We start from the raw sequence: 19,080 nt of genomic DNA, 5'->3' as shown, positions 1-19,080 counted from the left end.
AGGTTAACGACGTAACATCCGAGCCGGGGTGACGGTCGTCACCCCGGCTCGGCAGGAGGATCCATGGACCGCATTCTCGTCATGCGCAGCTTCGTCACGGTCGCCAAGGTGGGCAGCTTCTCGGGCGCCGCCAAGCAGCTGGGCACGTCGGGCTCGCTCATCTCCCGGCACGTCGCGGACCTGGAAAAACAGCTGGGCGTACGCCTCGTGAACCGCACCGCCCGCTCGGTCAGCCTGACCGAGCCCGGCATCCGCTACAGCGAGTTCGCGAACCGCATCCTCGACGAGATCGACGACGAGGATGCCAAGATCGCCCAGCTGCACGACCGCCCCGAGGGCCCGCTGTCGATCATCTGCCCCAAATGGATCGGCAGCCTCGACCTCGGCGACGCGATCGCCGCGTTCTCGGTGGCCCATCCCAAGATCGCCGTACGGTTCGAGCTGGGCGGCATGTCCGACCGCACGTACGACTTCCTCGACTCGGGCTTCGACATCGCGTTCCACACCCGCGACCTGCGCGACTCCAGCGTCCGGCTGAAGCGGATCGCGTCGTTGCCGTTCGTGCTATGTGCTTCTCAGAGCTACCTCGAGCGCCGCGGCCTGCTCACCAACCCCAACGACCTCCCCGAGCACGACTGCCTCGTGCACTCCAACGACCCGGTCTGGCGGATCGGGCACGGCCACGAGAGCACCCTGCACAAGATCAGGAACGTGGCGTTCAGCTCGAACTCGTACATCGCGCTGCAGAAAGCCGCCGTGCACGGGCGCGGCATCGCGCTGCTGCCCAGCCGGCCCGCCTACGACGAGCTGATGAACGGCACGCTCAAGGTGCTGCTGCCCGAGCTGCCGATCCCGAGCCGGTCGCTGTACGCGATCTACGGGCCCGCGCAGCAGGCGCCGCGCAAGGTCGAGGTTTTCCTGAGCTTCCTCACCGAATGGTTCTCGGCCAACCCGATTCCCGCATTCGATCGTGCATCTTAGGTTGCGCCATCGGAACGCTTTGAGGGCCGCGAGCGCCCATAGGATCGGTAGGGCCTTTCGGCGGAAATACGAGGTGGCAGCGGAATGGGAATCCAGCGCATCGAGTCGGTGATCTACAGCGTAGATGACCTGGACACCTGCGTGCGCTTCTTCACCGACCTGGGCCTGGCCCTGATCGGGAAGGGCGAGGAGCACGCGGTCTTCGAGACGCTGGTCGGCCAGACCCTGCAGCTGCGCACGGGCGCGGCCACCGAGGGCCTGCCGCCCTCGGTCGAGACCAGCAACAACACCATCCGCGAGGTGGTGTGGGGCGCCGACACCGAGCAGGAGCTGGCCGCCTTCGTCGAGGCGCTGAGCGCCGACCGCGAGGTCACCCGGGACGCCGGCGGCGTCCACCACACCGTCGACGAGACCGGCTTCGGCGTCGGCCTCACCGTGGCCGGCACGTCGAAGCACGAGCCGGCCGCGCCGAGACGAGCGAACGTGACCGGAACCGTCAACCGGCTCAACGAAGCCCTGACCACGGTCGGCGACGTGAAGCCGCTGCGCATGTGCCACGTCGCGCTCAACATCCCGAAGGCCGGCCGCCAGGAGGCGGTCGCGTTCTACGTCGACCGGCTCGGGTTCATCCCGACCGACATCGTCAAGCCGATGGGCGTGTTCATGCGGGTGCCCGGCGACGCCGACCAGCACAACTTCCTGCTCTGCCACCGGCCCGACCGGGCGAGCGTCAACCACGTCTCGTTCGAGGTCCCCGGCTTCGACGACGTGATCGAGGGCGGCAACGCCATGATCGAGAAGGGCTGGCAGGAGGCGCGCAAGCTCGGCCGGCACACGGTCGGCTCGAACGTGTTCCGCTTCGTCCACGCGCCCTCGGGCGGCCGGGTCGAGCTGGCCGCCGACATGGACCGGGTCGACGACACGTACGGCCCGAACGTGCACGAGACGGCCCCGCCGCACCACATCTGGACCCTGCGCACGTCGCGCGACGCCTAGGAGGCAACGTGTATCCGGAGCTTGGTCTCTACATAGCCGGCGAATGGCGGCAGGGCGGCAGCGGCCTGATCGCGCCGGTGCTGAACCCCGCCACCGAGGAGGTCCTCGGCCAGGTCCCGCTCGCGACGACCGCCGACCTCGACGACGCCATCACGGCGGCCCGGGCGGGGTTCGAGGTCTGGCGGGCCATCCCGATCGCCGACCGGGTCGCGACCCTGCACCATGCCGCCGACCTGCTGACGAGCCGCGCCGACCGGGTCGGCCGCGTCATGACGCTCGAACAGGGCAAGCCGTACAAGGAGGCGCGCGGCGAGGCGCTGCGCGTCGCGAACGCGCTGCGCTGGGACGCCGACGATGCCCGCCGCGCCTACGGCCGCATCATCCCGAGCGCCGGCGACACCGTTCTCTCGGTACGCCACGAGCCGGTCGGCCCGGTCGCCGCGTTCACCCCGTGGAACTTCCCGGCCGGCTCCCCGATGCGCAAGATCGCCGCCGCGCTGTCGGCCGGTTGCTCGATCGTCATCAAGGCGTCCGAGGAGACCCCCGGCACCGCCGCCGAGCTGGTCCGCTGCTTCGCCGAGGCCGGCGTCCCGGCAGGCGTGCTCAACCTGGTCTTCGGCGAGCCCGCCGAGGTCTCGCGGCACCTGATCGCCTCGCCGGCCACCCGGCTGGTCGCGTTCACCGGCTCGATCCCGGTCGGCAAGCTCCTGGCGGCGCAGGCCGGCGCCGAGATGAAGCCCTGCCTCATGGAGCTCGGCGGCCACGCCCCGGTGATCGTCTGCGCCGACGCCGACCCGGTGGCCGCCGCCCGCAAGGCCGCGTTCGCCAAGTTCGTCAACGCCGGTCAGGTCTGCACCTCGCCCAGCCGCTTGCTGGTCCACGAGGACGTGTACGACGAGTTCGTCACCGAGTTCGTCGCCGCCGCCGACCGGGTGGTCGTGGGCGACGGCCTCGCCGACGGCGTCACCATGGGCCCCCTCGCCAACCCGCGCCGGCTCAAGGCGATGGAGGAGCTCGTCGCCGACGCGGTCGCCAAGGGCGCGACCCTGATCCGCGGCGGTGAGCGGCTCGACCGGGCCGGTTTCTTCTTCGCGCCGACCGTGCTCACCGACGTCCCGGCCGACGCGCAGGTCATGAACGACGAGCCGTTCGGCCCGATCGCCCCGATCGTCGGTTTCAGCGACCTCGACGAGGCCCTCGCGATCGCGAACTCGCTGCCCTACGGGCTCGCCGCGTACGGCTTCACCCGGTCGTCGAAGACCGCGGAGAAGCTGATCGCGGGCCTCGAGGCCGGCATCCTCTCGATCAACCACTGCGGCGGCTCGGTGCACGAGGCGCCGAGCGGCGGGGTCAAGCAGTCCGGGTACGGCAAGGAGGGCGGGCCCGAGGGCATCGAGGGCTACATGATCACCAAGCGCGTCTCGCACCTGATGGTGGACTGATGAGGTACTGCCGCATCTCCCACGACGGCCGCCCGGCCTGGGGCCTGGCCGAGGGCGACGTGATCCGCCTGCTCACCGCCTCGCCGCTGGCAGGCGGCCTGCCGGGTAAAACGGAAATACCGCTGGAGAAGGCGATATTTCTCCCGCCGATCATCCCGCCGGTCTTCTACGCCGTCGGCCTCAACTACCGCGGCCACGTCGAACACGCCAAACAGACCGGCTACCAGGCGGCCAAGCTGCCCGACCGCCCCGAGGTCGGCTACCGCGCCACCAACGCGCTGACCGGCCACGGCTCGCCGATCGTGCGGCCGGCCGGAGTCCGGGGACGTTTCGAGGCCGAGCCCGAGGTGGTCGCGGTGATCGGCCGGACGCTGCGCCGGGCGAGCAGGCAGGAAGCGCGGGAGTCGATCCTCGGCTGGACCATCGGCAACGATGTCAGCGCCCGCGAATGGCAGCACGCCGACCGCACCTTCTGGCGCAGCAAGAACGCCGACACCTTCAAGCCGATGGGCCCGTGGATCGAGACCGATGTCGATCCCCTCGCGCAGACCACCACCGTGCGCGTCGACGGCGAGGTCAGGGCGAAGTTCGCGACCGGCGCGATGATCTTCGACCCGTTCGAGTACATCGCGGAGACCACGAAGTACATCACCATGCGCCCCGGTGACGTGCTCTGGATGGGCGCCGACGCGACCGTGCAGCTGGAGCCCAGCACCGTCGTCGACATCGAGATCAGCGGGATAGGCGTGCTGTCCAACCCGGTAGAAGCAGAGGACTGACTGAGATGACCGACAGCGAGATCAGCAACAAGCCCAAGTACATCCACCACGTGAACTTCCCGACCACCGACCCCGAGCGCACCAAAGAGTGGTACACGAAGGTCTTCGGTCTGAAAGCGATCACCCCGAAGAGCAACACCAAGGTCGTGCTGATGACGCGCGGCAACTTCGACCTGCATTTCACCCCGGTCGAGGAGATGGACCGGATGGCGCCCTACCACTTCGCCATCGAGGTGGAGGACTGGGACGGCTTCCTCGCCCACCTCAAGGAGCTCGGCATCCGGCACACCCGCCCGGTCGAGCGCCCCGAGAACCAGTCGAAGTTCTGCTACATCCACGACCCCGACCACACGATGATCGAGCTCGTCTACCACGGCAAGCGCCCGAGCTAGGAGATACAGAACCATGGCGGTCGCTAATTCCGACGGCGTTTCCATCTACTACGAACGGCACGGCTCGGGCCCCGCCGTGCTGTTCGTGCACGGCTCGGGCGGGCATCACGCCGCGTGGTGGCAGCAGGTCGCGGCGCTCCGCGATCGATTCACCGTGCTCACGGTCGATCTGCGCGGCTTCGGCAAGTCCGACTCGTCGATGCCGGAGTTCGACGGGCAGGACTTCCCGGGCGACATCCTCGCGGTGCTCGACCAGGAAGACATCACCGGCGCCGTGCTGGTCGGGCAGTCGATCGGCGCCGTCGCCGCGCTGCGGGCCGGCCTGGCCCGCCCCGAGCGGGTCAGCGGCGTGGTGCTCGCCCACTCGCTCGGCGGCATCGCCGATCCCGAGCTGTCCGACCTGGTCGCCGCCGACCGCGCCGAGGCCGTGAAGCTGCCTGTGCTCGACCGCCTGCTCACCCGCGCCTTCCAGGAGAACGAGCCTGCCAAGACCTTCCTGTTCCAGCAGATGGGCACGTTCAACGTCGCCAAGATGGCCGACCTGAAGAACCTGTCCAGCGGCGGGCCGAGCATCCAGGAGGTCATCGGCTCGGGCCTGGACATCACGTTCCTGGCCGGCGAGAACGACGCGGTGCTCAGCGCCGCCACGGTTCGCCGCGCGCACGTGCTGGTCAAGGGCTCCCGGCTGGAGCTGATCCCCGGTGCGCCGCACTCGATGTACTGGGAGCGGCCGGACCTGTTCAACGCCGCCATCGTGCGGGTGCGGGAGGCAATCCGATGAAGCTCACCCTGGCCGAGGCCGAGGAGATCGCCAACGCGGTCCAGAAGGCCGCCGAGAAGATCGGAAAGGCCACCAGCGTCGCGGTCGTCGACGACGGCGGCTTCCTGCTGGTGGTCAAGCGTCCCGATGGCGCGCGCCCGCTGACCCCGAACATCGCCATCACCAAGGCCTACAGCGCCGCGGTGATGCAGCGCCCGACCAAGATGCTCAAGGCGTGGGCCGAGGGCAACCCCGGATTCTTCGCCTCGCTCTCGACCATGGGCACCCACCCGATCGTCGCCACCGAGGGCGGCGTGACGATCAAGCGGGACGGCGAGATCCTCGGGGGCCTGGGCGTCGCGGGCGGCACCGGCGACGAGGACCAGCAGATCGCCGACGAGGTCCTCGCCGCGCTCGGCTACGAGCTCGAGTTCCAGGCCTGGGGCGTGCCCGGAAAACGAGGCTAGGCGATTACCTGACCGAACAGCACGTCACGCTGGGTGAGCCGGGGCCGGACGGTCCCAAGAATGTATTCCGCGAAGTGCTCCGATGCCGCGTGGGCGTCGAATGCGGCGCGATCGGTGTACTGCTCGTACAGAATGAAAGAAGGCCCCTCGGCGGTGTGCACCACGTAGGCCAGGTTGCCGGGCTCCCTCACCGTGTGCTCACGCATCGTGAGCAGGGCCTCCTGGATGAGGCCGGCGTCCTCGTCCGTGCACCGGTAGTGGGCGATCACCGCATAGGGCACGAGATCCTCCATAGGTCGATCGTATTCGGCCCGGGAATTCCATCAGATTTCCGGGCCGTCCCGGCACGCGTGCGATGCAACCAATGCATGCCTCCGAGCCCATGGTTGTCCCCGATTAGGGTTCCTACTATTCGGCCTTGAATGCGCGAAACCGAGGAGCGGCGATGTTCGTACGAACGATGGAAACCCTGGCCGGAGGGGAGTGGACCGGAGCGGACACCTGGGTCGACGTGTTCGACCCGGTGGACGTGCGGCACCCGGTGGTCCGGGTTCCGGCGCTCACGGCCGCGCAGGTCACCGGCATCTACGACGCGGCCGAGCGCGGCTTCGCGGTCTGGCGGCGCACCCCGGCCCTGGAGCGCGCCAAGATCCTCGCGAAGGCCGCGTCGCTGCTGCGGGTGCGGGCCGCCGCGGTCGCCCTCGGCGTGACCAGCGAGAACGGCAAGACCCTCAAGGAGGCGCGCGGCGAGGTCGAGAAGGCCGCCGACTTCTTCGACTACTACTCGGGGCAGGCCCGGGAGGCGTACGGGTCGCTGGTGCACGACGTGCGCCCCGACACCCGTACGTCGTTCCACCGGGAGCCGATCGGCGTGGTCCTGGCGATCACGCCGTGGAACGACCCGCTGCTCACCCCGGCCCGCAAGCTCGCCCCGGCGCTCGCCTCGGGCAACGTCGTCGTGCTCAAGCCCGCGTCCGAGACCCCGACCAGTGGCCTCTACCTGGCCCGCGCGCTGCACGACGCGGGCCTGCCGGCCGGCGTGCTGAACGTGGTGACCGGCCGTACGCCGGAGATCTCCGACGCGTTGCTCGACGACCCGCGGATCGCGGCGGTGACCTTCACCGGCAGCAACGAGGTCGGCGAGACGCTGCGCGCCCGGATCGCCCCGCGCAACGTGCGCTTCCAGGCCGAGCTGGGCGGCAAGAACGCGTCGGTCGTGCTCGCCGGCGCCGACCTGGCCGCCGCCGCGACCGCCGTGGTGGCCGCCTCGTTCGGCCAGGCCGGCCAGCGCTGCACCGCCACCAGCCGGGTGCTGGTCGAGCAGGCCGTGCACGACGAGTTCCTCGCGGCGTTGCGCGAGAAGGTTGCCGCGCTGCGGCTCGGCCCGGGCCAGGAGGCCGAGACGGTGGTCGGCCCGCTGGTCAGCCGTGGGCATCAGGACAGCGTGCTCGGCGACATCGCCACCGCCGTCAAGCAGGGCGCCCGCGTGGAGGTGGGCGGCGACGCCCCGGCCGGCGACCTCGCGCACGGCTGCTACGTCAACCCGACGATCCTCGCGGACATCACCACCGAGATGGACATCTGGCGCCACGAGGTGTTCGGCCCGGTGATCGTCGTGCGCCCGGTGGGCGGGCTCGACGAGGCGATCGCCGCCGTCAACGACTCGAAGTACGGCCTGTCCGCGGCCGTGTTCAGCGACAGCCTCCAAGCCGCCTACCGGTTCGCCGAGGAGGTGGAATGCGGCCAGATCGCCGTCAACACCACCACCTCGGGCTGGGACGTGCACCATCCGTTCGGCGGCTTCCGCGACTCGGGGTCGGCGTTCAAGGAGCAGGGCGTCGAGGCGCTGCACTTCTACACCCGGGTCAAGACCGTCGCGATCCATTTCGGGCGGTGAGCGCTATGGCGGACGAGACCATCGGCATCGTCGGCGCCGGCATCGTGGGCCTGGCCATCGGCCGGGAGCTCATCAGACGCCGGCCGGGCGCGCGGGTCGTGGTGGTGGAGAAGGAGGACCGGGTCGCGGTACACCAGACCGGCCACAACTCGGGCGTCGTGCACGCCGGCATCTACTACAAGCCGGGCAGCCTCAAGGCGCTGCTGTGCACCCGCGGCGGCGCCATGCTCCGCGAGTACTGCGCCGAACGGCATCTTCCGTACGACGAGTGCGGCAAGCTGGTCGTGGCGGTGACGCCCGACGACGTCACCCGCCTCGACGCCCTGGCCGCCCGGGCGGGGGTCAATCTCGTGCCCGGGCTGCGCCGGGTGGGCCCCGAGGAGATCCGCGAGATCGAGCCGCACGGCGCCGGTCTCGCGGCGCTGTATTCGCCGAAGACCGCGATCACCGACTACGTGAAGATCGCCGAGTCGTTCGCCGAGGACATCGTGGCGGCCGGGGGAGAGGTGCGGTTCAACTTCCCGGTCACGGCGGTCAAGCAGGCCGCCGGTGGGCTGGCGGTGCGCTCGCCCGCCGGCGAGATCGTCGTGGACCAGCTCATCGTCTGCGCCGGCATCCAGTCAGATCTCGTCGCGGGTTTGGCGGGAGACAGTGCCGCCCCGCGGATCATCCCGTTCCGCGGGGAATACATGCGAGTAAATACTGATAAATCTGGCATAGTGCGCGGCCTTATCTACCCCGTTCCCGACCCGCGGTATCCGTTCCTCGGGGTGCATTACACGCGGCGGGTCGACGGAACGCTCGAAGTCGGGCCGAACGCGGTGCTGGCGACCGCCCGCGAGGGCTACCGGCTCAGCGACTTCTCCGTGAAGGACCTGTGGGGGATCGCGAGCTGGCCGGGCGCGTGGAAGATGGCCGGTCAGCACTGGAAGACCGGCATCAAGGAGATGTACGGGTCGGTGTCCAAACGGGCGTACATGAAGGCCGCCCGCCGCTACGTCCCGGAGATCGGCGTCCACGACGTCGTCCGCGCCGGCGCCGGCGTGCGCGCCCAGGCCCTCGACCGCGACGGCAGCCTCGTCGACGACTTCCGCATCCACCGGCTGGGCGCCGTCACCGCCGTACGCAATGCGCCCTCGCCCGCGGCCACCTCCAGCATGGCCATCGCCGAGCACGTGATGGACGTCATCGAGGGCAGGACGGCCGGCTAACCCCCACGTTTCGTGCAACAACCGCTTGCGCGCCACGGACTTAGCAACGCCCGTTCGCATCTCTAGCGTCAAAGTCCACCCCGGCACGCAGGCCGGCAGAGGAAGGAAGAGCCCATGTTCGTCGTCGACTCCCAGGTGCACATCTGGAAGGAGGAGACCCCGGACCGCCCGTGGGTCCCCGGCGCCCGCGAGCGCATCCGGCTCAACGGCCACCGGGAAGACCCGTTCAGCTACGAGGAGTGCCTCGCGCTGATGGACGAGGCCGGCGTCAACCGGGCTCTCATCCTCCCGCCGTCCTGGGAGGGCGACCGCATCGACTACGCGCTCGAGGCGTGCGAGGCGCACCCGGAGCGGTTCGGGATCATGGCGCGAATCCCGCAGAACAAGCCCGAAGAGGGCAAGGCCATGCTCCGGGACTTCGCCCAGAACCCGTACGTGAAGGGCACGCGCCTCACCTTCCACCGGCCCATCGACCGCAACTGGATGATCGACGGCACCAACGACTGGTACTGGCCGATCGCCGAGGAGCTGAGCATCCCGACGATGGTGCACGCCCCGATCTGGAAGGCCGAACTGGGCCAGATCGCGGCCCGCCACCCCGGGCTGAAGATCATCATCGATCACATGGGAATCATGGCCCGCTGCGTGGACGACGCGATCGGCTATTGGGTGCAGGAGACCGCCGACCTGCACCAGCACCCGAACATCTACGTGAAGGTCTCGGCCATCCCCGGCTACTCGACCCAGCCGTTCCCGAACCTCAACATCGAGAAGTACGTCCGCGAGATGGTCGACAAGATGGGCCCGCAGCGCTGCTTCTGGGGCACCGACATCACCCGGCTGCTCGGCCACGGCCTCAGCTACGTCGAGACCATCGAGCAGTTCACCAAGCACTTCGACTTCACGCCGGAGGAGCTCGAGTGGATCATGGGCCGGGGCATCTCGGAGTGCCTCGACTGGCCGATCACCGCGCAGGACTCGGCCAGATGACTGGCACGACCGACGGCGGCGACGCCGTCATCAGCGCCTTCATGGCGGCGGGCGCGGACTACATCTTCTCCTCGCCGGGCTCCGAGTGGGCCCCGGTGTGGGAGTCGATCGCCCGCCGCCACCGCGACGGCGTGCCCTGCCCGCACTACCTCGACCTCACCCACGAGACGGTCGCGGTCGGTATGGCCACCGGGTACGGCCTCGTGACCCGCCGCGGCCAGGGCGTGCTGCTGCACGCCGGGCCCGGCCTGCTGCAAGGGTCGGTCGCGATCCACGGCGCGTTGCTGGCCGGCGTGCCGATGGTGGTGGCCTCCTCCGAGTCGACCACCTACGGCGACGGGCCCGGCCCCGACCCGGGCGGCCAGTGGTACCGCAACCTGTCGGTGGTCGGCGGCCCGCACGTGATGGCGGCGCCGTTCACTAAGTGGAGCAGCCAGGCCGCCAGCGTGCACACGCTGCCGGCCATGGTGACCCGGGCGGCCGAGCTCGCGGCGCACGCCCCCGCCGGGCCGGTCTATCTCAACGTCCCGCTCGAGGTGCTGCTCGAGCCGTGGGAAGAGACGCCGATCCACCGGGTCGTGCCGCAGGGCACGACGGTGAGCTCGCCCGCCGAGGTCACGGCCGTCGCCGGCCTGATCAAGGCCGCGGCGAACCCGGTGATCGTCACCGAGACGACCGGCCGGGAGGAGGGCGGTCTCGATGCCCTCGTCGCGTTCGCCTCCGCCTACCGCGTTCCGGTGGTCGAGCCGAACTCGGCGGTGTGCGCGAACTTCCCCCGCGACCACGAGCTGCACGCCGGCGGCGACCTGGAGCCGTGGGTGGACACGGCCGACCTGATCATCCTGGTCGACTGCCGGGCGCCGTTCTACCCGCCGAGCCGCCGGCCCGCGCGCGCGAAGATCGTCGTGATCGACGACGTCCCGCAGCGGCCACACATCGTTTACCAGGTGCTTCGCGCCGACGCGTACCTGTCTGGGGGTGTCGCCGCGACCTTGCGTGACCTGGCCGCCCAGGCCGGCCCCGCGCCCAGCCGCACCTGGGAGAGCGCCGAGCCGGAATCCGTGCGCAAGGCCGAGGAGAAAGCGACCGGACTCGACCCGGTCACCGTCACGGCCACCCTGCGGGAGCTGATCGGCGAGGACTCGATCGTGGTGGACGAGACCATCACGCACAGCCGCGTCGTCCAGCGCCACCTGCGCCGCACCACCCCGGACAGCTACTTCTACGTCCAGGGCGGGCTCGGGCAGGGCATCGGGGTCGCGCTCGGGGTCAAGCTGGCCGCCCCCGGCAGGACCGTGGTGCTCACCATCGGCGACGGCGCGTTCCTCTACAACCCGGTCATCCCGTCGCTCGAAGCGGCCAAGGCCAACGGGCTGCCGCTGCTGATCCTGGTCTACAACAACCACGAGTACCGCTCGATGAAGATGAACCACCTGCGCTTCTACCCGCAGGGGGCGGCCGTCGAGACCGGCGAGTTCCTCGGCAACGACCTGAGCGACCAGCCCTCGCTCGCCGCCTTCGCCGAGCCCTTCGGCATGCACGGCGAGACGGTCTCGACCGGCGGCGAGCTGCGGCCGGCCCTCGAGCGGGCCCTCAAATCCGTGCGCAACGGCACCACAGCGATCGTCAACGTCCGCGTCTCGCGTTAGTCCTTGGGGAGCTGCTCCATGCCCGTCGTGATCCCGGCCGCCGAACTGGGCGAATTCGTCGACGCCCTGCTGGGCGCGAAAGTCCCGAACCCCGGCCACGCGCGGACCATCCGCGACGTGCTGCTGTGGGCCAGCCTGCGCGGCGTCGACTCGCACGGCGTCGCCCGGGTACCGCGCTACTTGGAGCTGCTCGATTCGGGCGAGGCCAACGCCACGCCCGAGATGAGCTTCGCCGGCGGCCCGTCGGGCGTGACCGTTCTGGACGCCGACCGCGCGCCCGGGCCGGTGGCGCTGACAGCGGCGGCCGACGAGGCGGTGCGCCGGGCCCGCGCGGTCGGCATCGGCGCGGTCGGCGTGCGCCGCACGGTCCACACCGGCGCGGTCGGCTACTACACGTCCCGGATCGCTTCGCAGGGGCTGGTCGGGATCGCCTTCGTCGCCGGCATGCCGAACATGAGCTACCCAGGAGTCACCGGCGCAGCGGTCGCGACCAGCCCGCTGTCGATCGCCGTCCCCACGGCCGGGTCCAACCCCGTGCTGCTGGACATGGCGACCGCGAGCATCGCGCTGGGCAAGATCGCCCAGTACCGCAACGCCGGCCGGACGCTGCCCGAGGGCGTGGCGGCGACCGCGGACGGCACGCCGACCACCGACCCGGCGCTGGCCAAGATGCCGCTGCCGCTGGGCGGGGCCAAGGGCGCCGGCATGTCGCTGGTCTTCGAGCTGATCACCAGCGTGCTCGTCGGCGCGCCGATCGTGTCGTCGTTCCACTCGGACGACCCGCAGGGGCGGGTGCATCGGCAGAACGCGCTGATCCTCGCCCTGGACCCGGCGGCGTTCGGCGACCCGGCCGCGTTCACCGAGCACGTGTCGCAGACGCTCACGGCGCTGCAAGGACTGCCGGCCACGGGGGAGATCCGCTATCCGGGGCAGAACAGCGCCGCGATCGCCGGGAGGCGGGCCGCCGAGGGCATCCCGGTCGGGCCCAAGGTCTGGGGCGAGCTCGAGGTGGCGGCCGGGAAGCTCGGCGTCACGCCGCCCACACCGGCCTGACCCACGGCTTGTCGCGCGCCATCGTCTGAATCGGGTGATGCGCCCCGGGAGTCATCCCGCACGGGTGAGGCGCGCGAACACGCGGCCTCCGAATACTCAGACCATGACCGCAGCAGGTTCGTCCGAGCCGGGCATCCAGGCCGGCCCGACCAGCGAGTTCACCCTCTTCTTCCACGTCCGTCCGGGACACGGGCCGGCGCTGCGCGAGGCGCTGCGCGCGCTGCAGGAGTCGCCCGGCTACCGGCCCGGCGACTACGAGCTGCCGATCGCGGTCATCCATGAGGCGCGGTTCGTGCCGTTCGATGACGACACCCGGCTGCTATTCGCGACCAGCTTCGACGGGCCGTGGGACTCGTACATGGACGACTTCGCCTCGAAGCCGCTCAAGTTGTTCGACGCGATCTTCCGGCACGTCGAGGGGTATGAAGGCCTGCCCGACCTGGAGTCGGTCAAGAAGTTCGTGCTCAGCGCCCAGGTGAGCGCCGGCGGCTACGCCCGCAACTACGGCGGCACGGTCAAGCAGATCCGCAAGGCCGAGCGGGTCAACCGGGCGTTCCAGCAGGTGCTCGACGATCCGGCCGCGGCCGAGCTGCTCGAGGCGCCCGCGCTGGCGCCGCTGCTCGCCGAGGCCGCCGACTGAGATGTCCGATCACATCTCGGGACCGCGGGCTCTGGCCGAGCCCATCGCCGACATCACCGACGTGTACGCGTTCCCGAGTCCCGAAACCCCGGGGCACCTGGTCCTCGTGCTCAACACCCTGCCGTTCGCCCCGCCCGACGCCCGGCACAGCGACGGCCTGATCTACCGGTTCCGGCTCCGCCCGCTGACGCCGGAGTCCGTGCTGTCCGGCTCGGGCGACCGGGAACACGTCATCGACTGCGTGTTCGACGACCGGGGCGTCCCCGCCGTCACGGGCGAAGGCGACGGCGTACGCGTCTTCGCAGGCCCCCGCTGGGACCCGTTCTTCCTCGACGCCCCCGCGGCCCTCAAGACGGTCGCGAGCGGGCAGCTGGCGTTCACCGACCCCGCGTCGATCTACCTCGACGGCAAGAACGTGCTGAGCATCGTCGCCGAGGTGGACTGCGCGCGGGTGTTCGGCGGCCACGGCCTGTTCGGGGTCGTCGCCGAGACCCTGACCCGCGGCCGGCTCAACGTCCGGATCGAGCGCACCGGCCGGCCCGAGGTCAAGAACCTGCTGCTCGGACCGAAGCAGTTCGACCCGGTGAACCGCGACCTCGAGATCCGCGACCTCTACAACATGGAGGACGCCTACCACCTCGGCGACGGCTACCTCGGGGCCTACCGGGCGCGGCTCAACGCCAACCTCGCCTTCTGGGACCGCCTGGACGGCAAGGTCGACTGGCCCGTGGACGGCGCCGGGGACCACCCGCTGACCCGCCTCGTCCTCGCCGACCGGCTCGTGGTCGACACGCGCCGGCCGTACCGGGAAAGCGGGTCGTTCCTGGAGATCGAGCGGGCCGCGCTGGCCGGCGAGGAGCACCGCACCTGCGGCGGGCGGGCGCTCAACGACGACGCGATGGACACCCTGTTCACGTTCCTCGTCAACGCCGGACACGGCCCGGTGATCCGCGACGGCGTCGACCGGTGCACCCGGCCGGCCTCGCGAGTGTTCCCGTACCTCGCGGACCCGAATCCCGAGCCTCCGCAGCCGCCCGCACACCTCTAGGGACGACATGACCCTCGACCTCGACGACATCCAGGCCGGCGCCCTGCACGAGCGGCCCTCGCCGTACGTCGGCACGTACGTGTTGCTGCACGTCAGTGACCGGCAGGACGGCCGCGACCTCCTGCGGCGGCTGATCCCGCTGCTCTCGCCCGCCCGTGCGGTCGTCGGCCGCACGCCCCCGGCCTGGCTGACCGTGGCCCTGACCTACCACGGACTGAGGGCGCTCGGCGTGCCGGAGGAGTCGCTGGAGAGCTTCGCCCCCGAGTTCCGGCAGGGCATGGCCGCCCGCGCCGAGCAGCTCGGCGATGTCGGCGAGAGCGGCCCCGAACACTGGGAGGCGCCGCTGGGCAGCCCGGACGTCCACATCGCGCTCGCCACCCTCGCGCCCGACCGGGACGCCCTCGACGATGCGGTGGCGCGGGCGCGCGCGGCTCAGGAGGAGTTCCCCGGCGTCGAGGTGATCTGGCGGCAGGACTGCTATCAGCTGCCGACCGGCCGCACGTCGTTCGGCTTCAAGGACGGGATCGGCCAGCCGTCGGTCGAGGGCCTCGCCGAGCGGCCGGGCGAGTCGCCGATCAAGGCCGGCGAGTTCGTCCTCGGCTACCCGGACGAGACCGGGAGCACGGCGCCGATGCCGGTTCCCGACGTGCTCGGCCGCAACGGCACCTACGTGGTCTTCCGCAAGCTGCACACCCGGGTCGCGGCCTACCGGCGCTACCTGCGCGAGCGTGCCGCCGACCGCCGGGAGGAGGAGCTGCTCGGCGCGAAGATGGTCGGCCGCTGGCAGAGCGGGGCGCCGCTCGCGCTCACGCCCGACAAGGACGATCCCGAGCTCGGCGCCGATCCCCGGCGCAACAACGATTTCGCGTACGGCGATGACGTGCGTGGCCTCAAATGCCCGGCCGGCGCGCACGCCCGGCGGGCGAACCCCCGCGACGCCCTGGACCACGAGGGGGCCGTCGACGTGCGGTTGCACCGCATGATCCGCCGCGGCACCAGCTACGGCCCGATGCTGCCGGACGGCGTGCTCGAGGACGACGGCGCCGACCGGGGCATCATCTTCGTCTTCGCGGGCGCCCACCCCCGCCGGCAGTTCGAGTTCGTGAAGACCCAGTGGATCAACGACGGGATCTTCATCGGGGCGCCGCAGGAGAGCGACCCGCTCGTCGGTCCGCACGACGGCGCCGGGATCTTCACCATCCCGCGCCGGCCGATCCGCCGCCGGCTGCGCGACCTGCCGCCGTTCGTGGTGACCCGCGGCGGCGAGTACTGCTTCGCGCCGAGCCTCAGCGGTTTGCGCTGGCTGGCCGGCCTCACGACGTGACCGGGAGACCTGATGACCGAACGCTGGAAGCCCCTCGACTTCGGACCGCCCGCTCCCGACGACGCCGACCCCGGTCAGTCGGTGCTGCTCGAGTACGCCGCCGGCGGCGCCGTCGCCGTCATCACCCTGAACCGTCCGCCGGCCGACAACGCGATCACCACCGCGATGGGCGCCCGGCTCACCGAGGTCCTCGAGACGATCGCCGTCGAGCCGTCGGTGCGGGTCGCGATCGTCACCGGCGCCGGCCGGCGGGCCTTCTCGGTCGGCAGCGACCTGCGGCAGCGCAAGAGCATGACCAAGCAGCAATGGCTGCGCCAGCGACAGGACTTCGACCGCACGCTCTACACGCTCCGCCAGCTGCGCAAGCCGATCTTCGCGGCGGTCAACGGCATCGCGTACGGCGGCGGCTCCGAGATCGCCCAGAGCACCGACTTCATCATCGCGTCCGAGAACGCCACCTTCGGCCAGCCGGAGGCGATGATCGGGCTGTCGGCCGGGGGCGGCTCGCCGGTGTTCCTGCCCCGGGCGCTGCCGCCCGGCAAGGCGCTGCAGATGCTCATGACCGGCGACCCGATCACCGCCCGGGAGGCCTACCGGCTGGGCATGGTCAACGAGATCCACCCGCCGGACGACCTCATGCCGGCCGCCCACCGCATCGCCGCCAAGATCGCGAGCAACTCGCCGACGGCCGTGCAGGCGGTCAAGCGGGCCGTCCGCATGGGCGACGGGCAGCCGATCGAGCAGGCCATCTCGATCATGATGGAGGCGCACTGGCGCTCCGCCGTCCACCCGGACCGCGTCGAAGGGATCGGCGCCTTCAACGACGACCGCGACCCGACCTTCCAGGACGCCGACTACTGAGGACTTGGAGCGCCCCCGATGACTCTCACCGATGCGATCGCCCGTAATCGTGCCGCCCTCACGATGATCAAGGAAGAGCCGTTCAACGCGGAGGCGCCCCATGATGGCCTGCGGGACGCCGTCACGCCGACCGAGCTGCACTACGTCCGCAGCAACTTCGCCCTGCCCGACCACGACGGCACCCTCCAGGTCGGCGGCGCGGTCGGCAACCCGCTCACGCTCACCGTCGACGACCTGCGCTCCCTGCCGGCCGTGGAGCACGCCGTCACCCTCGAATGCGCGGGCAACGGCCGCCTCGACATAAGACCGCTGCCCACCGGCGAGCCGTGGGGCGGGTACGCCGTCTCCACCGCCCGATGGCGGGGCGCCCGGCTCGCCGACGTGCTGCGCCGGGCCCAGCCCGGGGCGGACGGCGTCGAGCTGCGCTGCGAGGGCGCCGACAGCGGCAAGTACCACCTCACCTCGGTCCTCGAACCGGCCGACGCCGATCTGACGTTCGTCCGCTCGCTGCCGCTGGCTCACGCGGCCGACCCGGCGGCCGAGATCCTGATCGCGTACGAGATGAACGGCGAGCCCCTCGTGCCCGACCACGGCGCACCCTTCCGCCTGGTCGTCCCGCACTGGTACGCGGTGGCGTCGGTGAAGTGGCTCAAGCGGATCGACGTGATCACGTCGCCGTTCGCGGGGGAGTTCCAGACCGGCCACTACATCTATCAATGGCCGGACCGGCCGTTCGAGCCGGTGACGCTCATGCGGGTGCGGGCCCGGATCATCGACCCGGCGCCGGGGACCACGATCCCCGCGGGCAGGTACACGATCCGCGGCAAGGCGTGGTCCGGATCCGGGCCGATCGTCGAGGTGGGCCTGAGCTTCACCGGGGACAGCGAATGGAGCCCGGTGAACGTCGAGCCGGCGGGCCCGTACCAGTGGCAGGAGTGGAGCTACGAGTGGGAGGCGACGCCCGGCCGGCACAGCCTGCGGGCGCGCGCCCGGGACGCTTCGGGCGACATCCAGCCCGAGGTGCCGCCGTGGAACCGGCTCGGCTACGGGAACAACGCGGTCGAGCTGTCGTACGTGGAAGTGCGCTAGGACGCCGCCGCGGGCCGGATCGTCCGATGGTCGGGCATGTCGAGGGCCGCCCGGAGAACCACCGGTGAACGCAAACTTTTTTCACCTTTGAGTTTTACCAGAACGGTTCTATTGACGATCGTCGAAACCTACTGTCCGGTACATGTCCCGGATCACGGCCGCTCTGGCCGTCGTCGTCACCCTGTCCGCGGTGCTGATGACTCCGCAGCCCGCCCTCGCCGCGAGCGGCGCCTTCACCGCCCTCACCTACAACGTCGCCGGCCTCCCCGAGGGGCTGTCCAGCGCGCCGACCTCGCGCGGCACGGCGACCACCGCGATCGGCGGGCGGCTCGCGCCGTTCGACCTCGTGCACGTGCAGGAAGATTTCAACTACCACGCCAGCCTGTACGCAGCCGACACCCACCCGTACCGGACGCCGACCAGCGGCGGCGCCGGCATCGGCAGCGGGCTCAACACGCTGAGCGACTACGCGTACGACACCGACGACTTCGAGCGGGTGCGGTGGAACTCGTGCCAGCTCGACTCGGGTGACTGCCTGACCCCCAAGGGCTTCACCTTCATGCGGGAGCGGCTCGCCGAGGGCGTCTACGTCGACCTCTACAACATCCACACCAACGCTGGCACGAGCAGCGGCGACCTGACGTCCCGCGCCGACAACCTCAACCAGCTGACCGCGTTCATCGCCTCCCATTCCCCGGGCAACGCCGTGATCGTCATGGGCGATGCGAACGCCCGCTACACGCGTACGGGAGACACCATCGCCTCCTTCGCCCAGCGCAACGGCCTCACCGACGCCTGGGTGCAGCTCGAGCGCGGCGGCGTCGCGCCGCCGATCGGCAGCGACGCGCTGGTCTGCGACGAGAGCGCCGTCACCGACACCTGCGAGGTCGTCGACAAGGTTCTCTACCGCGGCAGCCGCTTCGTCACGCTCACCGCCACCGGCTACCACAACGAGCACGCCGGTTTCCTCGAGACGTCCTCCGGCCTGATGCTCAGCGACCACGACCCGATCAGCGTGAAGTTCTCCTGGTCGGCGAGCGCGGCCTACCAGCTGAGCGAGCAGTTCGGCGGCCCGCACGGCGCCTATTACACCGACATCGACGCCGTGCCCGCGGCCGCTCGGGCCGGCGCGATCAGCCTGCGCGCCGGCAGCCGCGTCGACCAGGTGAGCCTCACCCTCACCACCGGCGCGGTGCTCGCGCACGGCGGGACCGGCGGCACGGCGAAGTCGCTCGCTCTCGGCAGCGGCGAGTACGTGACCTCGGTGAAGCTCTGCCGCGGCAAGTACGGCGACACCACCCGCATCTTCTACGCCCAGTTCACCACCAGCACCGGCAACACCCTCTCCGGCGGCACGACCACCTCGGACTGCGTCACCCGCACGGCGCCCAGCGGCTGGCAGATCGCCGGCTTTCACGGCCGCGCCGGCGACGAGGTCGACAAGTTGGGGTTGATCTACACGAAGCGCTGAGGGGCTCAACATTGGCAAGAACCGGCCGAA

The 19,080-nt window shown here is 70.6% G+C and carries 19 protein-coding genes; 18 read left to right on the top strand and 1 reads right to left on the bottom strand.

Translation table 11 applies throughout. The features are described from left to right. Window positions 1–63: 63 nt before the first annotated feature. The 7 genes from ACIA5D_RS48385 (at window position 64) to ACIA5D_RS48355 (ending at window position 5,817) form a co-directional block, all read left to right on the top strand. A complete protein-coding gene (locus ACIA5D_RS48385) occupies window positions 64–981 on the top strand; it encodes a LysR family transcriptional regulator (protein ID WP_396037486.1) in 918 nt (305 codons plus the stop codon). A gap of 84 nt (window positions 982–1,065) precedes the next feature. After that, the gene (locus ACIA5D_RS48380; protein ID WP_396037484.1) at window positions 1,066–1,977 is read left to right on the top strand and encodes a VOC family protein; all 912 of its coding nucleotides are present in this window, start codon (window positions 1,066–1,068) and stop codon (window positions 1,975–1,977) included. A gap of 8 nt (window positions 1,978–1,985) precedes the next feature. Then, a complete protein-coding gene (locus tag ACIA5D_RS48375; protein WP_396037483.1) occupies window positions 1,986–3,419 on the top strand; it encodes an NAD-dependent succinate-semialdehyde dehydrogenase in 1,434 nt (477 codons plus the stop codon). Beyond that, window positions 3,419–4,198, top strand: coding sequence for a fumarylacetoacetate hydrolase family protein (locus ACIA5D_RS48370; RefSeq protein WP_396037482.1), 780 nt, complete (start codon window positions 3,419–3,421; stop codon window positions 4,196–4,198). Before ACIA5D_RS48375 ends, ACIA5D_RS48370 begins: the two co-directional genes overlap by 1 nt. Window positions 4,199–4,203: 5 nt before the next feature. After that, entirely contained in the window at window positions 4,204–4,590 is a 387-nt protein-coding gene (locus ACIA5D_RS48365; RefSeq protein WP_396037481.1) for a VOC family protein, read from the top strand. A gap of 13 nt (window positions 4,591–4,603) precedes the next feature. Further along, entirely contained in the window at window positions 4,604–5,371 is a 768-nt protein-coding gene (locus tag ACIA5D_RS48360) for an alpha/beta fold hydrolase (protein WP_396037480.1), read from the top strand. After that, entirely contained in the window at window positions 5,368–5,817 is a 450-nt protein-coding gene (locus ACIA5D_RS48355) for a heme-binding protein (RefSeq protein ID WP_396037479.1), read from the top strand. Before ACIA5D_RS48360 ends, ACIA5D_RS48355 begins: the two co-directional genes overlap by 4 nt. On the opposite strand, the gene ACIA5D_RS48350 is transcribed toward ACIA5D_RS48355, so the two are convergent. Then, a complete protein-coding gene (locus ACIA5D_RS48350; protein ID WP_396037478.1) occupies window positions 5,814–6,110 on the bottom strand; it encodes a putative quinol monooxygenase in 297 nt (98 codons plus the stop codon). The genes ACIA5D_RS48355 and ACIA5D_RS48350 overlap by 4 nt on opposite strands. A 152-nt stretch (window positions 6,111–6,262) precedes the next feature. Here ACIA5D_RS48350 and ACIA5D_RS48345 point away from each other — a divergent pair, with 152 nt between their 5' ends. The 11 genes from ACIA5D_RS48345 to ACIA5D_RS48295 all read left to right on the top strand — a co-directional run bounded on the left by ACIA5D_RS48345 (window position 6,263) and on the right by ACIA5D_RS48295 (window position 19,050). Next, window positions 6,263–7,714 carry an aldehyde dehydrogenase family protein gene (locus ACIA5D_RS48345; protein ID WP_396037477.1) on the top strand — a complete coding sequence of 484 codons (1,452 nt, stop codon included), beginning with the start codon at window positions 6,263–6,265 and terminating at the stop codon, window positions 7,712–7,714. A 5-nt stretch (window positions 7,715–7,719) separates the two neighbouring features. Beyond that, window positions 7,720–8,925 carry an L-2-hydroxyglutarate oxidase gene (gene lhgO, locus ACIA5D_RS48340; protein WP_396037476.1) on the top strand — a complete coding sequence of 402 codons (1,206 nt, stop codon included), beginning with the start codon at window positions 7,720–7,722 and terminating at the stop codon, window positions 8,923–8,925. 114 nt (window positions 8,926–9,039) lie between these two features. Beyond that, a complete protein-coding gene (locus tag ACIA5D_RS48335; protein WP_396037475.1) occupies window positions 9,040–9,915 on the top strand; it encodes an amidohydrolase family protein in 876 nt (291 codons plus the stop codon). After that, complete coding sequence (locus tag ACIA5D_RS48330) at window positions 9,912–11,564, top strand: thiamine pyrophosphate-dependent enzyme (protein WP_396037474.1); 1,653 nt, start codon at window positions 9,912–9,914, stop codon at window positions 11,562–11,564. The genes ACIA5D_RS48335 and ACIA5D_RS48330 overlap by 4 nt, the downstream gene beginning before the upstream one ends. A gap of 18 nt (window positions 11,565–11,582) precedes the next feature. Further along, on the top strand, window positions 11,583–12,617 hold the full coding sequence (locus ACIA5D_RS48325; RefSeq protein WP_396037473.1) for an Ldh family oxidoreductase: 1,035 nt from the start codon (window positions 11,583–11,585) through the stop codon (window positions 12,615–12,617). Between the two features lie 103 nt (window positions 12,618–12,720). Next, complete coding sequence (locus tag ACIA5D_RS48320) at window positions 12,721–13,257, top strand: hypothetical protein (protein WP_396037472.1); 537 nt, start codon at window positions 12,721–12,723, stop codon at window positions 13,255–13,257. Between the two features lies 1 nt (window position 13,258). Then, complete coding sequence (locus ACIA5D_RS48315; RefSeq protein WP_396037471.1) at window positions 13,259–14,305, top strand: DUF4331 family protein; 1,047 nt, start codon at window positions 13,259–13,261, stop codon at window positions 14,303–14,305. Window positions 14,306–14,312: 7 nt separating this feature from the next. After that, window positions 14,313–15,629 carry a Dyp-type peroxidase gene (locus ACIA5D_RS48310; RefSeq protein ID WP_396037470.1) on the top strand — a complete coding sequence of 439 codons (1,317 nt, stop codon included), beginning with the start codon at window positions 14,313–14,315 and terminating at the stop codon, window positions 15,627–15,629. A gap of 12 nt (window positions 15,630–15,641) precedes the next feature. Continuing rightward, window positions 15,642–16,490 (top strand): enoyl-CoA hydratase/isomerase family protein, encoded by an 849-nt coding sequence (locus tag ACIA5D_RS48305; RefSeq protein WP_396037469.1) that lies wholly within the window; start codon window positions 15,642–15,644, stop codon window positions 16,488–16,490. Window positions 16,491–16,508: 18 nt separating this feature from the next. After that, entirely contained in the window at window positions 16,509–17,579 is a 1,071-nt protein-coding gene (locus ACIA5D_RS48300) for a sulfite oxidase (protein WP_396037468.1), read from the top strand. Between the two features lie 142 nt (window positions 17,580–17,721). Then, window positions 17,722–19,050: a jacalin-like lectin gene (locus ACIA5D_RS48295; protein ID WP_396037467.1), complete on the top strand. Its 1,329-nt coding sequence runs from the start codon at window positions 17,722–17,724 to the stop codon at window positions 19,048–19,050. The last annotated feature ends 30 nt before the right edge of the window (window positions 19,051–19,080 follow it).

Source organism: Actinoplanes sp. NPDC051513, from assembly GCF_044454685.1.
Classification (GTDB): Bacteria; Actinomycetota; Actinomycetes; order Mycobacteriales; family Micromonosporaceae; genus Actinoplanes.
Note: the sequence above shows the minus strand (reverse complement) of the source record. Positions and strands in the feature narration are given on the sequence as shown.

What these genes read in the sequence shown, in the direction of transcription:
- ACIA5D_RS48385 (WP_396037486.1), top strand. Translation starts at nt 64, where the DNA reads ATGGACCGCATTCTCGTCATGCGCAGCTTCGTCACGGTCGCCAAGGTG.
- ACIA5D_RS48380 (WP_396037484.1), top strand. Translation starts at nt 1,066, where the DNA reads ATGGGAATCCAGCGCATCGAGTCGGTGATCTACAGCGTAGATGACCTG.
- ACIA5D_RS48370 (WP_396037482.1), top strand. Translation starts at nt 3,419, where the DNA reads ATGAGGTACTGCCGCATCTCCCACGACGGCCGCCCGGCCTGGGGCCTG.
- ACIA5D_RS48365 (WP_396037481.1), top strand. Translation starts at nt 4,204, where the DNA reads ATGACCGACAGCGAGATCAGCAACAAGCCCAAGTACATCCACCACGTG.
- ACIA5D_RS48360 (WP_396037480.1), top strand. Translation starts at nt 4,604, where the DNA reads ATGGCGGTCGCTAATTCCGACGGCGTTTCCATCTACTACGAACGGCAC.
- ACIA5D_RS48355 (WP_396037479.1), top strand. Translation starts at nt 5,368, where the DNA reads ATGAAGCTCACCCTGGCCGAGGCCGAGGAGATCGCCAACGCGGTCCAG.
- ACIA5D_RS48350 (WP_396037478.1), bottom strand. Translation starts at nt 6,110, where the DNA reads ATGGAGGATCTCGTGCCCTATGCGGTGATCGCCCACTACCGGTGCACG.
- ACIA5D_RS48345 (WP_396037477.1), top strand. Translation starts at nt 6,263, where the DNA reads ATGTTCGTACGAACGATGGAAACCCTGGCCGGAGGGGAGTGGACCGGA.
- lhgO (WP_396037476.1), top strand. Translation starts at nt 7,720, where the DNA reads ATGGCGGACGAGACCATCGGCATCGTCGGCGCCGGCATCGTGGGCCTG.
- ACIA5D_RS48335 (WP_396037475.1), top strand. Translation starts at nt 9,040, where the DNA reads ATGTTCGTCGTCGACTCCCAGGTGCACATCTGGAAGGAGGAGACCCCG.
- ACIA5D_RS48330 (WP_396037474.1), top strand. Translation starts at nt 9,912, where the DNA reads ATGACTGGCACGACCGACGGCGGCGACGCCGTCATCAGCGCCTTCATG.
- ACIA5D_RS48325 (WP_396037473.1), top strand. Translation starts at nt 11,583, where the DNA reads ATGCCCGTCGTGATCCCGGCCGCCGAACTGGGCGAATTCGTCGACGCC.
- ACIA5D_RS48320 (WP_396037472.1), top strand. Translation starts at nt 12,721, where the DNA reads ATGACCGCAGCAGGTTCGTCCGAGCCGGGCATCCAGGCCGGCCCGACC.
- ACIA5D_RS48315 (WP_396037471.1), top strand. Translation starts at nt 13,259, where the DNA reads ATGTCCGATCACATCTCGGGACCGCGGGCTCTGGCCGAGCCCATCGCC.
- ACIA5D_RS48310 (WP_396037470.1), top strand. Translation starts at nt 14,313, where the DNA reads ATGACCCTCGACCTCGACGACATCCAGGCCGGCGCCCTGCACGAGCGG.
- ACIA5D_RS48305 (WP_396037469.1), top strand. Translation starts at nt 15,642, where the DNA reads ATGACCGAACGCTGGAAGCCCCTCGACTTCGGACCGCCCGCTCCCGAC.
- ACIA5D_RS48300 (WP_396037468.1), top strand. Translation starts at nt 16,509, where the DNA reads ATGACTCTCACCGATGCGATCGCCCGTAATCGTGCCGCCCTCACGATG.
- ACIA5D_RS48295 (WP_396037467.1), top strand. Translation starts at nt 17,722, where the DNA reads ATGTCCCGGATCACGGCCGCTCTGGCCGTCGTCGTCACCCTGTCCGCG.